A 14,663-nucleotide genomic window follows, 5' to 3' on the forward strand; every position below is an offset into this window, starting at 1 on the left:
CATCGAAACATCGCCCAGCAGGCCCCGAGGGTGAGAACGCTCAATGAAGGCCCCAGGCATATGAGTCCATGGAGAGGACGCCATACGTGATGCCTCCATCGATCGCCGTCGGAACATCGCTCCCGGCGGCGCCGGCGGCGACGAGGAGTGGCAGGTAGTGCTCCTCGGTCGGATGCGCACGGATGGCGCTGGGCGCAAGGCGGCGGTAGTCGCGCAGGGCGTCCGTGTTGCCCTCGAGAACGGCCTTGCGGCTCCAGGCGGCGAACTCGCTGGCGTACGCGGCGTTCTCCCCCGAGCGACGCACCTCGTACAGGTTGTGCGTAAGGCTGCCCGAGCCGACGATGACTACGCCCCGGTCACGCAAAGGCGCCAGCGCCTTGCCCAGGCGCAGTGCACCGGCCGCGTCCAGGTTATGTGGCATCGACACCTGGATCACCGGCACGTCCGCATCCGGTCGCAAATAGCGCAGCGGCACCCATGCACCGTGGTCGTAACCGCGCTCCGGGTCGACGATCGCGACGAAACCCGCATCGATCAACAGCGACGCGGTCTCGCATGCCAGCCCCGGCGAGCCCGGCGAGGGATAGGTAAGCGTGTAGAGCGGCGGCGGAAAGCCTCCGAAGTCGTGGATCGTCCCCGGCATGGCCGCGCCGGTCACCCGTATACCGCCCGTCTGCCAGTGCGGTGAGACGACGACGATCGCCATCGCGTTAGCGAGACGCTCACCGATGTCGGTCAGGCGCGGACCGAGCAAACCCGGCTCGAGCGCGAAGGTCGGGGCACCGTGGGAGATGAACAGGGCGGGGGCGCGGAGCATGGCGGACACCTGATGACATGGAGGCGGATGCCTCCCCCTAGCAATGTAGGGGGTGTCGCACGGGGGATAAATCGTCGTGGGAAGAACACATTGGCGCACCCGGGGAACAACCTCTGCTTGCCGGCGGGCCAGCCTCAGGTCAAACGAACCTCGCGTGCGCTCTCACCGAGCTCATCGATGGACACCGGGCGCGAGAAGAAAAAGCCCTGCATCGACGTGCACTCTTCGTCGAGCAGCCAGCGCCGCTGGCGGTCGGTCTCGACGCCTTCGGCGACGACCTCGAGGTTGAGGCTGCGCGCGAGGAAGACGATCGAACGACAGATCGATGCGTCGACGTCGTCCTGCAGCAGCGCGCTGGTGAAATGCCGGTCGATCTTGATCTTGTCCAGCGGAAGCCGCGACAGATAGGTCAGGTTCGAATAACCCGTGCCGAAGTCGTCCAGCGCGATGCTGACGCCCATCGCACGCAGCTCGTGCAGCGTGCGAATAGCGCGTGCCGGCTCGTTCATGAAGGCGCTTTCGGTCAGCTCCAGCTCCAGCGACGAAGCGCTCGCCCCCGTTTCGGCCAGTGCCTGGCGCACTTCGGCCACGAGGTCGACGTGTACCAGTTGCTGCGCCGAGATGTTCACGGCGATCCGGCAGCCGGGACCCAGCAAGGCGGCGATGCGTCGTTGCTGCCGGCACGCCTCGCGCAACACCCACTGGCCGATCTGCACGATGGCGCCGGTCTCTTCCAGCAAGGGCACCAGCTTGTCGGGCGTACCCAGGTCACCCGGCGCGGACGGCCAGCGCAATAGCGCTTCCACACCGATGACGCGGCCGTCGTCGCCCGCGTGCTGTGTCTGCCAGGCGAGCGCAAGCTCGTTGTCGAGGTTAGCGCCGGACAACCGCGAGAGCACGGTCAGACGCGCCATGGCGGTAGCGTGCATGTCGGCGGAATAGCGCTTCCACGTGTGACGCCCCGAACGCTTTGCGTCGTACATCGCCGTATCGGCATTGCGAATGAGCGTGTCCGCGTCGGAACCGTCACGCGTGGCGAAGGCCACGCCGATGCTGCACTTCAGTCGCTGCATCGTGCCGCCGACTTCCAATGGCTCTTCGATGGCGCACTGGATGCGCGGCAACACGTCGAGCGCTCGCGCCGGTGAACACGTGAAAGGGATCATCGCGACGAACTCGTCGCCACCGAAGCGGCCGATGTGACCGAGTCCGTCGAGGACATCGCCCAGTTTGAGCGTCACGTCGCGCAACACCTGGTCGCCCAGTGCATGCCCGAGTGCGTCGTTGATGAACTTGAAATGATCCAGGTCGATGAAGAGCACCATGACGCCGGAGCCATCACGTTGCGATTGCCGGACCAGATGCTCCAGCTTTTCGCGCAAGGCACGGCGATTGGGCAGGCCGGTGAGCTCGTCGTGCGTCGCCTGGTGATTGAGTCGTTCTTCGTAACGGCGCTGCTGCGTCACGTCGCGCACGATCGCCAGGGTGCCGCGCCCACGTGAGTCCCGGTAGTCCGAAAGCGCCAGTTCGGCCTCGAAGGGCATGCCATCCTCGGGGTTGAGCCAGGCATTGACGCTCGTTCCTTCCGGCGCGCCCCCGCGCATCGCCTCCAGTGCGTCGGCGTCCATGAATTCCGCGGCGTGACGGCCAACCAGTGTCGCGCCGTCCTGCCCGAGGCGTTCCTCCGCAAGCAGGTTCGCGTACTCGATACGATCGTTGCGCACGATGATCACCGGCAGCGGCATACGCGTCATCAGCTGCCTGTAAGCCGCTTCGCTCGCCGCGAGATCGCGGTCGGTGTCGCGCTGGTGAAGGGTGCTGAGCGACAGGGCCTGGATGAGGTGACTCTGTCGGCGATAGGCGCGATCGAAGGCTGCCGCGAAGGCGTTGAGCAAGAGGACGAGCGCGAACGTCGCCAGCATCGATGAGCGCGCCTGCCGGAGCCACTCGTCGAAGATACCGGCGCGGTCGAGGCTTACCTGGACCGCGAACGGGTAGCGAGCCGACGCGGCCCAGGCGTAGATCCTCTGGTCGTCGGCATGCTGTCCGTTCGCCCCGGGCGTGGGCACGGGGCCGCTCCAGGACATGCCGCGGTCCGTGCGATTGCTCGCGAAGCGACGTCCATCCAACGAGAAGACCGCCATATCCGCACTGCCGCCCATCATCGAGCGGCTCATGCCATCGCGTACGCGTTCTTCGTCGATCAGGGTGCCGAAGGCCGCCGGCTCCCCGACCCGCGAATCGACCAGGACACGAATGGCCGAAGGCGCCCCGTTGTGTGTATCGGTGACGATGACGCGCACGCTGGCACCCAGCGCCTCGCGCCGGGGAGCGGCCAGGCTGTCGCGCCAGTCCATCAAGGACGCACCGGTACTGGCAAGCAGCATGCCCTGCGCATCCAGGGCCACTAACGTCGGCAACTCGGGATGGCGGGCCTGCACCTCGCCCAGGCTCATGTGCAGCGGGCCGGGCGCGATGCCGTTGACCGCGTTACGCAGCGCGAGCAACGGCCCGAGGCTGGCGTCGATGTCCTGGTCGACCATGCGTACCGTGCCACCGACCGAGCCGGCAAGCTGCCGGCGCCCATTGGCAAGCATGCCGCGGTAGGCGTCGATCTGCAGGATGGCGACCAGCGTGACGAGGCCCACGGTGAGGCCGAGCGAGACGCCCCAGGTGGTCAGACGGATACGCCGGGCGCGCCGTTTCGCCGCGCCCTTGTCCATCGCGCCTTCCACCGTCACGCCCCCTTGCGCCCCAACGCCGTTCCTGTTCCCGCCGCTGGTCGGCGGCAGGGCCCTGTACGTCTGTAACGGCAGGGGTGCCGCCGCCTTGACCCCTGACAGGGCGTGATACCGCTACACACGAAAGGCGGGTGCAATATCGCCACGAATATTCTTAAGTAACCTCTTTTATTCACGTTCGATGGACACGATTTACCGAACGATCCAGTTCACTAACAAACGTCCCACCACAAGGACCAGTTCCCCCATGCGCTCGTCCCGCCCCACACTTGGCGTCATCGCCGCCGTACTCCTGTCCGCTGTCGCCCTCCCCGCCGCTGCCGATACCCACCTGGAACTCCAGGGGGGCCGCAGCTACATGGACACGCACGGCACCAACGTCTTCTTCCTCGAGTCCRTCTTCAACGCCTACCAGATCGGCCAGAGCCGCTTCACGTGGTCACCCGATGTCTCGGTCGGCTACATAAACGGTCGCCATATCGCCCATTACGACGATTACAGCCCCGGTGTGACCAACAATGTCTGGCTCGGCGCCGCCGGCGCCCGCTTCCACTACGGCACCGATAGCGACTGGTACCAGCCACTCTTCTTCAGCTTCCAGGTCGCTGGCACGGCAGGCGGCCACACGCAGGCGCTGTCCAGCAGCTACGAGTTCGTCAGCACACTCGGCTGGCAGATGAAGAACGTGAGCTTCCAGATCCGCCACATCTCCAACGGCAGCTTCCACGAGCCGAACCGAGGCGAGACGATGGCTCTGGTGGGTATCGGCTTCGACCTCTGATTCCTGTCCCTCGGACAGAGAAAAGCCGGCGCTTCGCAGCGCCGGCTTTTTTTGTGCTTCGTGTTGCCCGCCTGGTAGGAGCCGATTCATCGGCGATGGGTGCTTGCATCAGCGTGGCCCGCTGCCGCGGGATCGCCGATGAATCGGCTCCTACAGGGAAGGGGTTGCCTGGTCTTAGTGTCCCGCCGCGGCCGGGCCGGCCTTGGCCGCGAACGGTGGCTTCGCCAGCCAGACGATGAACACCAGACCGATGAAGACGTAACCGAGCAACTGGAAGACCTCGTTGAACGAGATCTGGTAGCCCTGGTTGGTAATCATCGCGTTCAACGCCGATGTCGCGTACTGCGGATCGCCGTGGCCGATCGTGGTCAGTGCCTGTTGTGCGGTCGGGTCGAACGGCGTGATCGATTCGGTCAGCCGCTCGTGATGGACGATCGCCCGTCGATCCCACAGGAACGTGGTCAGCGACGCGGCGAAACTACCGCCCAGCGTACGCAGGAAGGTGGCGAGGCCGGAGCCCGCTGCGATCTCGCGCGGCTGCAGGTCGGACAGCAGGATGCTGAGGATCGGCATGAAGAATAAGGCCACGCCCAGGCCCTGGATGAGCTGCACCATCGCGACACTGTAGAAATCGATATCGAGATAGAACTCCGAGCGCATGAAACACGTCGCGCCCATTACCAGGAAGGCACCGGAGGCCAGTACACGCAGGTCGAACTTGTGCGCGTATCGACCGACGAAGGGCGTCAGGATCACCGGGATGATACCCAGCGGCGCCGCGGCAAGACCCGCCCACGTCGACGTGTACCCCACGTTGCGTTGCAACCACTGCGGCACCAGCAGTCCGATCGCGAAGAACGCCGCGTAAGCCAGCACGAGACACAGCGTGCCCATCGCGAAGTTTCGATGCCGGAACAGCTTCAGGTTCACGATCGGGTCCTTGTCCGTAAGCTCCCAGATCAGGAACACGGCCAGGCCGATCGCGGCGATGATCGCGGTGATGACGATGAACGGCGATGAGAACCAGTCTTCGTCGTTGCCCTTGTCGAGCACCACCTGCAGCGCACCTACGCCGATGATCAGCGTGATCAGGCCGACGTAATCCACCTTCGGCTTCTCGGTCACCTCCGGACGTCCCTTCATCTGGTTCGCCACCACGAAGCTGGCGAAGATGCCGATCGGCACGTTGATGAAGAAGATCCACGGCCAGGTGTAGTTGTCCGTGATCCAGCCACCGAGGATCGGGCCCGCGATGGGCGCGACGACGGTGACCATCGCCAGCAGGGCGAGCGCCATGCCTCGTTTGGCGGGTGGATAAATCGAGATCAGCAGGCTCTGCGTGATCGGATACATCGGGCCGGCCACCGCACCCTGGATGGCGCGGAAGACGATGAGCATGGTCATGCTCTGCGCGATACCGCACAGGAACGAGGCCATCGAGAACAGCAGCGTGGCCATGACGAACAGCTTCGTTTCACCGAAGCGGCGCGTCAGGAAGCCGGTCAGCGGCAGCGCGATGGCGTTGCTGACCGCGAACGAGGTGATGACCCACGTGCTCTGGTTGGAGCTGACACCCAGGTTGCCCGCGATCGTCGGCAGCGACACGTTCGCGATCGTCGTGTCGAGCACCTGCATGAAGGTCGCAAGCGATAAGCCGATCGTGGACAGCGCCAGGTTGGGCGGTCGAAATTCGGTGCTCATTGGGCCGCCTCCTTACTTCGGAGCCTTCTGCTGTTCGCCTTCACCCGCCGATGCGTTCTCGTGGATCACGCGGGCGATGTCCTTGTCGGCGTCGGCAAGCTGCTTGTCGTAGATCGGCGTGGAGAACTCGGCCTTGGTCGGCGCCTGCGTGGAGAGCAGCGGGCCGCTCTGATCGTGCAGCGACACCGACACCTTGGTCGACAGGCCCAGGCGAAGCGGCTTCTCTTCGAGCTGCTTCGGGTCGGTGAAGACCACGCGTACCGGCACGCGCTGGACGATCTTGATCCAGTTGCCCGTCGCGTTCTGCGCCGGGAGGATCGAGAACGCGCTGCCGCTGCCGATGCCCAGGCTGCGAATCTTTGCCTTGTACACAGTCTTGCCGCCATACAGGTCCGCGGTCACGTCGACCGGCTGGCCGATGCGCATCTGGTTGAGCTGGGTTTCCTTGAAGTTCGCATCGATCCACACCTCGTGGAGCGGCACGACGGCCATCAGGGCGGCACCCGGCTGAACGCGCTGGCCGACCTGCACGGTGCGCTTGGCGATGTAACCGTCCACCGGCGCGACGAGCGTGGCGCGGACATCGTCAAGGTACGCAGAACGCAGCTTGGCGGCCGCGGCGCGGACATCCGGGTGCGAGGCGACGACCGTATCGTCGACGAGCACCTTGTTGCTGCTGTAAGCCTGCTTCGCGGAAGCCAGGCTGCTCTCGGCGGAGGTCAGCGTATCGGAAGCGTGCGACAGTTCTTCGGCGGAGATCGCACCGGACTTGGCGAGATCGCGGCGACGGTTATAGTCCTGGCGAGCGCGATCCACGGCGGTCTGGCGCACGGCCACGTCGGCCTGCGACGAGGTCACGTTGTTGTAGAGACCACGCACCTTGCGCACCGTGTTGGCGAGGTTGGCGCGGGCACTCTCCAGTGCGACTTCGGCGTCGCTCGGATCGAGCTTCACCAGCACGTCGCCCTGGTGCACCAGGTCGCCGTCATCGGCACCGATCGAGGTGACCGTTCCGGCGATCTGCGGGGTGATCTGGACGACGTTGCCGTTGACGTAAGCGTCGTCGGTGTCCTCGTACCAGCGACCCTCCACGAAATACCAGACGGTCCAGCCGATCGCGGCCAGCACGATGACGGCAACCAGCAACTTGAGGAAGAAGCCGCGACGGCTCTTCGGGGGCGGCGCAACGACGGCGCCGGATGGGGCAATGGTTTCTTGTGACATCGGAAGCGGCCTCGGTACGATTTTTAGTGGGTTGCGGGCGTGGCGGCGACGACCGGCTGGTCGTCGGCCTCGGGGCGGAAACCGCCGCCGAGCGCCTGAATGAGTTGGACGGACGTGTCGACCTGCTGCGCCTTCAGGGAGGCCATGCGCTGCTGTGCTTCAAGCAGCTGCTGGCGCACCACGAGCGATTCCAGGTAACTGCCGACGCCGGCCTTGTAGCGGAGCTGCGAGAGGTCGTACGCCTGCTGCGCGGCGTCCTGCGCACGCTGCTGCGCCTGGATCTGCGTGCCCAGCGAATCGAGGCCGGAGAGGTCATCGGCCACTTCGTTGAGCGCGCCGACCAGCGTCTTGTTGTATTGCGCGACGGCAAGGTCGTACTCGGCATCCTTGCCCGACAGGTTCGCGCGGAGACGACCACCGTCGAAGATCGGCAGGCTGACCGCCGGCAGCACCTGCCAGAAGCGCGCACGTGACGAGAACAGGTTGTCCGAACCACTCGCGGCCTGCGCGGCGAGAATGCCGAGCGACACGTTGGGCAGGAACTCGGTCTTTGCCGAGACGATGTCCTTCGATGCCGCCTCGACACGCCAGCGGGCGGCGACCAGGTCGGCACGATGGCCGAGCAGGTCCGCGGGCAGGTTGGCGGGAATCGCCACGGCCGACGGCGTCAGCGCGGCCGGGCGGGCGATCTCGATACCGCGATCCGGACCTTTGCCCAGCAACATGCTGAGCTGGATACGCGCGGTATCGATGGCGCGCTCCGACACGGCGATCTCGCGCTCGGCCGATGCCACTTCACTGTCGGCCTGCTTGACCTGCGTCTGGTTGTCGACGCCGGCGGCGACGCGCTGCACGGTCAGCTTCTGCGAGGCGTTGCTGCGATCGAGTTCGGCCTTGGCCACGTCCCGCTGGGTGAAGGCATAGCCGAGCTGCACGTAGGCGCGAGCGACGTTGGTGGAAATCTCGATACGCGCCGCGCGGGCATCGATTTCGGTCGCGCGCTGGCTGCCGAGTGCGGCTTCCCACGCGGCACGTTTGCCACCCCACAGGTCGAGATCCCAGCTGAAGTTGCCGTAGCCGAACTTGGTCCACGAGAAGTGGTTGCCCGGGGGCGACGGCAGCAACGAACCCGGCAGATGCGCGCCGGCGGCGCCCGCACCGACGTTGAACGTCGGATCGCGCGCGGCATCGGCGCCGGCGCTCTGGGCCTGCGCCTGACGCACGCGTGCGTCGGCCGTGGCCAGATCCGGGTTGTCCTTCAGTGCTTCCTCGATCAGTGAGGTGAGCTGGCTGTCGCCCAGCCCGGTCCACCAGTCGGCCGACGGCCAGCCGGCCGGCGAGACGGCGACCTTGGACAGGGTACGGTCGGCGTGAAGGGTGGTCGGGTCGGTGAGCTGACCCTGCGGATCCAGTCCACGGCTGGTGACACAGCCGGAAAGAATCAACGCGGCCCCGACGGCCGCCACGAGAGTGTGCAGACGCATGCGTTTTGCCTCGGACGTTTAGTTCAGTCTTTGTCGCGGAGCGCGTTGAGCACGCGCTCCAGGTAATCGTGCAACTGCTCGCGCTCGGTGTGGGAGAGGTCCTTCTGGGCCCGATCCAGCGTCGCGATGTTGCTTTCGTACAGATGCTTCCAGAGCGCCTCACCGGCCTCGGTCAGCTCGATGCGCAAGGCCCGGCGGTCCTGCTCGTGCTGTTTGCGCCGCAGGTAACCCTTGGACTCGAGCTGGTCGAGCTGCCGCGTCATGGCGCCGCCGTCCAGGTCCACCGCCCGTGCCAGTTCCGTCGCCGTCATCGGGCCGTGGGTGGCCAGACGTTTCAATACATGAAACTGGGTGAACTTCAGGTCCGCACCCAACGCGGCGAGATCCGCTTCGATCGCGCGGACGATTTCGCTACGCACCATGCCGATGAGGGCACCCAGGGTGTCGCGACCGTCGTAGGAGAGGCACAGGTGGCTGTTCATGGACACGCATTCTATTGCCCAAAATATAGTTGTCAAGGCAAATATGTGCTGTCCTGATATTTCAGGTTTCTCGGATATTCATCCTTCTTCGGCCAGCAGCGCCGCCAGGGCGGCGTCGCGTACCTCGAAAAGGTCGAACACACCGAGCGCCCTCAGGGTCGGTAACTGAGCCAGCAGACGGGGTTCCAGTCGGCGGACCTGGTCTTCGGACGTGGTCGGATCGAGCATGGCGTGGGCACAGGCGACGAAGGTCACCAAGGCATCGCCCGCCTCCTGGCCTTCGCTCAATTCGCTTAAATCGGTAGTGACGAGACGGATCATAGGGATCTCCGCTTCAGGGTCACGGGCGCAGGTGTCGGCGGATGCCGCGCGCAGGGACAGTTGCTTGGGGTTGCAAATGTTAGCCATGGAAGGTATCGGCCTGATATCGTTAGTGGGCCAACTTATGTCGAGATTCGGCCAAATGCACGACGAAGTCCTACATCGGCTCCTCGAGAGCGCCGACGGCCCGCCGCTCATCGCCTACGAGGCGCGCGGCGAAATACCGCTTCGTGAAACGGACTGGCACAGCCACGTGCGCGGGCAGTTTTTCTACGTGGAACAAGGGCTTTTCATCACCCGCACGGAGCACGGCTCCTACCTGCTGCCGCCGCACCGTGCCGGCTGGATGCCGCCGGGGATGATGCACACGGTGAGCATTGCGGGTCCCAGCCACGCCTGGGGCGTCTTCATCGCGCCGTGTGCCGCGTCCGTCCTTCCCGATCGGCCGTGCGTGGTCGGGGTAAACGATCTCTTCCGCGCCATCGTCAAGCGCGCCGCGACGTGGCCTGTCGACGTCGCTACCGCGGAGCCGGAGCCGGAGCGCGAGCGCCTGTTCGCCGTCCTGCTCGATGAACTCCGGCGCGCGCCCGTGGAGGCACTGCATCTGCCGATGCCGCTGGATCGCCGCCTCCGCCGTGTCGCGATGGCCATGTACGAGAACCCCCATGACACGCGCGGCATCGACGACTGGGCCAACTGGGCCGGCATGTCCTCGCGCACGCTCACGCGCCTGTTCCGCCAGGAAACCCAGTGCAGCGTGGCGCAATGGCGGCAGCAGGCGCGGCTGACGCGCGGGCTCGAACGCCTGGCGCACGGCGAGCCCGTCTCGGTGGTTTCCGATGCCCTCGGCTACGCCACGCCGAGCGCTTTCGTGGCCATGTTTCGCCGCGCCTTCGGCGATTCGCCGGGTCGCTATCTTGCGCGACAGGCCACCGGCACGTAATCGCCATTGCCCACATCATCGCCGCTACTCATGCGCTCCTCCGTAGGAGCCGCTTCAGCGGCGATGGGTGCTTGCGGCGGCCTCGGCCACCGGCTTGCACATCCACATCCCCTCGAATGTGTAGCGATCCCCGCTGCTGCGCTCAACCACGTCCACGCCGATACGGCCATGCAACCACGGCCCATGGTTTCCCTTCGAGCCGATCTCGTGACATGAGCGCAACGGTGTGAAAGCGCCTGATTCCGGGTTCGTCATAGCGGTTTCCTGTGCAAGGCATTCGGCCATGGCTTCGTCGTAGCTCGGCATCGTTCGCTTGCCGGTGGTGAAGCGTTCGCTCGAACACGCGAGTGACCGGGCGAACGCCGGCGTCGCGATGGCGACAGCCGTAAGCAGGGCGGCGACAGCCGCGACGTGCTGAAGGAAAGCGCGGTTTGGGGAGGAATGCATGACGTGCTCCTTGGTGAGAGGAGGCGGAAGGTCATGGGTTCATTCGTCGATGGAAATCAGAATAGTCTGAAAAATGTACCGGGTTGTCCGGGGTGTGGAGTGCGTCACAGTTGGCGGGGTTCGAGGCGACGCTTGGCGTTTGTTGGCGCGTGGGGTTGCGCCGGTTTTGGGGGCATCTGTTCGCCGATGAATCGGCTGCTACGTTCTTTAGGTGCCGGATTTGCGAGCACCCTATCGCCGCTGAAGCGGCTCCCACAGGAAGTGCCACAGGGAAGCAGGCCTTGGCGGCTCAGGTGGCGGGGAAGCGGTAGCCGACGCCGGGTTCGGTTTTGAGCCAGCGCGGTGTGGATGGATCGTCACCCAGTTTGAGGCGGAGCTTGCCCATGACGATGCGCAGGTAATGCGTGTCCTGCGTGTGTGTCGCACCCCAGACTTCGCGGAGGATCTGCTGCTGACTGACGACGCGGCCGGGATGACGGACCAGGAGCGAGAGGACGGCGAATTCCTTGCGTGTAAGCGCGACCGGCGCGCCATCGAGCAGCACTTCGCGGCGCGCGAGGTCGATCACCAGACTGCCGTCGTCATAGCGCACGGGCGCATCGGCCTGACCACCCTTGGCGCCCTGACGGAGCAACACACGCAGGCGCGCCATCAGTTCCTGGATGCCGAAGGGCTTGGTCACGTAGTCGTTGGCACCCTGGTCGAGCGCACGCACCTTCTCGCTTTCCGAGTCACGCACGGAGAGCATCAGCACGGGGACTTCGCTCCATGTTCGGATTTCACGCAACACATCATGGCCTTCCATGTCCGGCAGGCCGATGTCGAGCACGACGACATCCGGCGATTGCGTCACGGCCAGGCCCAGGCCTTCCTGCCCCGTGGCGGCGAGCAGCACCTGGTAGCCCTCGGCACGCAGGCCGATATCGAGGAAGCGGCGGATCTGCGCTTCGTCGTCGATCACCAGTACTCGTGGAGCGGTGGGGTTCATGCGTTCTCGGTAGGGGGCGGCGGCAGCGGCAGTGAGACCCGGATGGTCGTGCCTCCGCCCACGTGGGGCAAGGCCTCCACGCTGCCGCCATGCGCGCCGATCATGCCACGGCAGATCGCCAGGCCCAGCCCGGTCCCCTTGCCGCCGCGGTCGCCGCGCGTCACCGAATAGAACATGTCGAAAATCCGCGCCCGCTCGTCCTCCGGAATACCCGGACCGCGATCGGCCACGTCCACCAGCAGGCGACCCGCCTCCGAGCGGACCGTGACGCGAATCGGCTCCTCGGGCGGTGTGAAGCGGCCCGCATTCTCGAGGATATTGAACAACGCCTGCTCGATCAGCGCGGGGTGCACATGCAGCAGCACCGTGTCGGTGGGCAGGTGCATGTCGATCCGCACCTCGGGAAATAGCTTGTGCATGCGCGACACGGCAGCGGCGACGATCTCGCCAGCGTCCACCCAGTCTCGATGGAGCTGCAGCGTGCCGTGGCCAAGACGGGTCATGTCGAGCAGGTTCTGGATGTAACGATCGAGACGCTGGCCCTCGCCGAGAATGGCCTGGAGCAGTTCGTGCCGCTCGTTGGCGGGCAGCTGGGCGTCGTAACTGAGCAGGGTGCCGGCGGAGCCGATCATCGAGGCCAGCGGGGAGCGCAGGTCGTGTGAGACCGACGAGAGCAGGGCACTGCGCAGACGTTCGGTTTCACCCTGCACGCGCGCGCTTTCCAGTTCGTGCGCGAGGCGCGCCCGATCGAGTGCCTGGCCGATGTCCTGCACCATGGCCAGGGCGAGGCTGCGCCGGTCGGCATCGGGCTCGCGTGCGCTCAGCGGAAAGCGCAACGCGACGACGCCGGCCCGCTGGTGTTCGGCGCCGAGCGGCAGCATCCAGCAGGAGGCGGCATGCAGCGTATCGGTGTAGCGGCCTGCCGGCTCGGCATGGCCCTCACACCAGTCGGCGGCCGCGAGGTCCTGCGTGGATAACGCGAAGGCATCGGGAACCGAGTTCACGACCTTGAAGTGGCCGCTCTCGTCGCGTGCAAGCATCGCGATCTCGATCGAAAGCGCGCGGGCCAATGCCCCCGCGCCGGCCTTGCGGATGCTGTCGGCGTCGGCGCTGGTCGCCAGTTGCTGGCCCAGTGCGACCAACGCGCGGGCACGCACCTGTGCAGCGCGCAGCGACGTCACCTGTCCGGCCAGCCGTGTCGCCAGCCGGCTGCAGACCAGCGCGACGACGAGGAACAGGACAACGGCGAGCACATCATCGGCGTTGGCGATGGCCAGCGTGTAGCGCGGCGGGGCGAAGAAGAAGTTGTAACCCAGGAAGCAGAGCAGCGCCGTGTACACAGCCACGGCCATGCGCGTACGCACCGCGACGACGAGCACGGCGGTGAGGAAGATCAGTGAGAGGTTGGCCACCGACAGGAAGCGATCGGCAACGAACGACAACGCCATGGCGATGGCGGTCGCTCCCGTGGCGAACGCGTACTCGCGGCGGGACCCGCCGCCATCCTTGAAGCGCAGGCGTCGACGTGCGCGAGCGCGTTCGGCCGGCGTGGCGACGATGGTCAGCTCGAGGTGCGCGCCGCGGCGTAGCAGCTGCTGGGTGAGCGAGAACCCGAGGCGCCGGGCGATCGGCCGCTCGCGGGTACGACCGACGATGATCTGGCCGACGCCTTCGCGATCGGCCCAGGTGAGCAGTTCATCGGCCACGGCATGGCCGCGCAGGATCACGCCTTCACCACCGAGTCGGCGCGCAAGACGCATCGCGGAATCCACGCGCTCGCGCCGCTCGGCATCGAGGCCGCCGCGATCGACGAAGACCACGCTCCAGGGCGCGCCACGACGCTCCGCGATGCGTCGAGTGATCCGCACGAGGTATTCGCTCTGCCCGTGGCCGTCGATGGCAGCCATGCAACGGCGGCGCACCGGCATGGCATCGCCACGGGCGAGCATGTGCTCGCGCAGGTCACTGTCGACATGCGCTGCCACGGTTTCCACGGCGAGCTCGCGCAGGGCGGCGAGGTTGGTCGGCGAGAAATAGGCATCCAGTGCGACGGCTGCCGTTTCCGGCACATAGACCTTGCCCTGCTTGAGCCGGCCGATCAGTTCGCGCGGCGGCAGGTCGACCAGCACGATATCGCGTGCCCGGTCGAGGAAGGCGTCCGGCACGGTCTCGCGGACGGCCACGCCGGTGATCCGGCGGATCTGGTCGTTGAGGCTCTCCAGGTGCTGGACATTGAGTGCCGTGTAGACCTCGATGCCGGCATCCAGCAGTTCGGCGATATCCTGCCAGCGGCGCGTGTGGCGGCCACCGGGAAGATTGGTGTGAGCCAGTTCGTCGACCAGCAACACGGCGGGCCGACGCGCGAGCGCGGCCTCGAGATCGAATTCCCGGAAGTCCCGGCCGGCATAGCGCACGGGTCGGGTCGGCAGCACTTCCAGCCCGTCGACCAGGGCGACGGTGTCCGAACGCCCGTGGGTTTCGACGAGTCCGACGACCACGTCGATGCCCTGGCGTTTCAGATCGCGGGCCGCGGAAAGCATGGCGTAGGTCTTGCCGACACCGGGTGCCGCGCCGAGGAAGACCTTGAGGCGTTGGCCGTCCTCTTCCTTCGCGGCACTGAGCAGCGCGTTGGCGCGGGCGTCGCGGTCGTCAGTCATGAGGCGTGGCCGGGGGCGAAGGGTGCATGAGCGAAGGGTAGCCGATGGGCTGAGGCAAACTGGTATCGCCGATGAAT

At 66.0% G+C, this 14,663-nt stretch carries 12 protein-coding genes; 2 read left to right on the forward strand and 10 right to left on the reverse strand.

Translation table 11 applies throughout. The features are described from left to right. Window positions 1-40: 40 nt before the first annotated feature. Window positions 41-817: a DODA-type extradiol aromatic ring-opening family dioxygenase gene (locus tag AC1DT2_RS01265; protein WP_477293646.1), complete on the reverse strand. Its 777-nt coding sequence runs from the start codon at window positions 815-817 to the stop codon at window positions 41-43. A 134-nt stretch (window positions 818-951) separates the two neighbouring features. Next, a complete protein-coding gene (locus tag AC1DT2_RS01270; protein ID WP_477293648.1) occupies window positions 952-3,558 on the reverse strand; it encodes an EAL domain-containing protein in 2,607 nt (868 codons plus the stop codon). A gap of 247 nt (window positions 3,559-3,805) precedes the next feature. On the opposite strand from AC1DT2_RS01270, the gene AC1DT2_RS01275 reads away from it, so the two are divergent. Further along, window positions 3,806-4,339 (forward strand): acyloxyacyl hydrolase, encoded by a 534-nt coding sequence (locus AC1DT2_RS01275; protein ID WP_477293650.1) that lies wholly within the window; start codon window positions 3,806-3,808, stop codon window positions 4,337-4,339. Between the two features lie 174 nt (window positions 4,340-4,513). On the opposite strand, the gene AC1DT2_RS01280 is transcribed toward AC1DT2_RS01275, so the two are convergent. The 5 genes from AC1DT2_RS01280 to AC1DT2_RS01300 form a co-directional block, all read right to left on the reverse strand. Continuing rightward, a complete protein-coding gene (locus AC1DT2_RS01280) occupies window positions 4,514-6,040 on the reverse strand; it encodes a DHA2 family efflux MFS transporter permease subunit (RefSeq protein ID WP_477293652.1) in 1,527 nt (508 codons plus the stop codon). Between the two features lie 12 nt (window positions 6,041-6,052). After that, entirely contained in the window at window positions 6,053-7,264 is a 1,212-nt protein-coding gene (locus tag AC1DT2_RS01285; protein WP_063570590.1) for an HlyD/EmrA/EmrK family protein, read from the reverse strand. Window positions 7,265-7,287: 23 nt separating this feature from the next. Continuing rightward, window positions 7,288-8,748, reverse strand: coding sequence for an efflux transporter outer membrane subunit (locus AC1DT2_RS01290; protein ID WP_477293654.1), 1,461 nt, complete (start codon window positions 8,746-8,748; stop codon window positions 7,288-7,290). Window positions 8,749-8,771: 23 nt separating this feature from the next. Further along, on the reverse strand, window positions 8,772-9,230 hold the full coding sequence (locus AC1DT2_RS01295; RefSeq protein WP_063574111.1) for a MarR family winged helix-turn-helix transcriptional regulator: 459 nt from the start codon (window positions 9,228-9,230) through the stop codon (window positions 8,772-8,774). 78 nt (window positions 9,231-9,308) lie between these two features. Next, window positions 9,309-9,551, reverse strand: coding sequence for a hypothetical protein (locus AC1DT2_RS01300; protein WP_477293656.1), 243 nt, complete (start codon window positions 9,549-9,551; stop codon window positions 9,309-9,311). 142 nt (window positions 9,552-9,693) lie between these two features. Here AC1DT2_RS01300 and AC1DT2_RS01305 point away from each other — a divergent pair, with 142 nt between their 5' ends. Beyond that, entirely contained in the window at window positions 9,694-10,494 is an 801-nt protein-coding gene (locus tag AC1DT2_RS01305) for an AraC family transcriptional regulator (protein WP_213949965.1), read from the forward strand. 54 nt (window positions 10,495-10,548) lie between these two features. Here AC1DT2_RS01305 and AC1DT2_RS01310 read toward each other — a convergent pair whose 3' ends face one another. From AC1DT2_RS01310 to AC1DT2_RS01320, 3 genes are all read right to left on the reverse strand, one after another. Then, a complete protein-coding gene (locus AC1DT2_RS01310) occupies window positions 10,549-10,941 on the reverse strand; it encodes a hypothetical protein (RefSeq protein WP_477293659.1) in 393 nt (130 codons plus the stop codon). A 289-nt stretch (window positions 10,942-11,230) separates the two neighbouring features. Further along, window positions 11,231-11,929 carry a response regulator gene (locus AC1DT2_RS01315; protein ID WP_213949967.1) on the reverse strand — a complete coding sequence of 233 codons (699 nt, stop codon included), beginning with the start codon at window positions 11,927-11,929 and terminating at the stop codon, window positions 11,231-11,233. Next, complete coding sequence (locus tag AC1DT2_RS01320) at window positions 11,926-14,586, reverse strand: ATP-binding protein (RefSeq protein ID WP_477293661.1); 2,661 nt, start codon at window positions 14,584-14,586, stop codon at window positions 11,926-11,928. The genes AC1DT2_RS01315 and AC1DT2_RS01320 overlap by 4 nt, the downstream gene beginning before the upstream one ends. Window positions 14,587-14,663: the final 77 nt, after the last annotated feature.

The organism is Luteibacter sp. P4_E6, assembly GCF_056401535.1.